The sequence below is a fragment of the Alkalicoccobacillus porphyridii genome (assembly GCF_007293315.1).
Taxonomy (GTDB): Bacteria; Bacillota; Bacilli; order Bacillales; family Bacillaceae_D; genus Alkalicoccobacillus; species Alkalicoccobacillus porphyridii.
Genome location: NZ_VLXZ01000180.1, coordinates 1 through 279 on the forward strand (window position 1 = coordinate 1; position 279 = coordinate 279).

At 36.9% G+C, this 279-nt stretch carries 1 protein-coding gene; it reads left to right on the top strand.

The annotated features are described in order from the left end of the window. On the top strand, window positions 1-265 hold a 265-nt coding region (locus FN960_RS21450), incomplete at its 5' end, for a hypothetical protein (RefSeq protein ID WP_221936849.1). Window positions 266-279: the final 14 nt, after the last annotated feature.

Below are 279 nucleotides of genomic sequence, written 5' to 3' on the forward strand. Positions count from 1 at the left end.
TTCAAACAAAGTTAAATCACAAGCTATTTGGAAGGAAACAGGCGACAAGCTAGGTTTCAGTACTGAAGGCGAAACGTTACGTCGTATCATGGAACTTATCGAAGAAGGCAACGAAACGAACGAAACAATCGAAGTTAACACACGTAACAGTGGCGACAATCCAATTTATCTTGATACTAAGAAAGTTGGTAAACAAGTTGCAGAACCGGTTAAACAAGAAATTGAAAATATCGAAAGAAGAAATAAACGATTTAATCGTAGATAGAAAGGAGGTTGCTA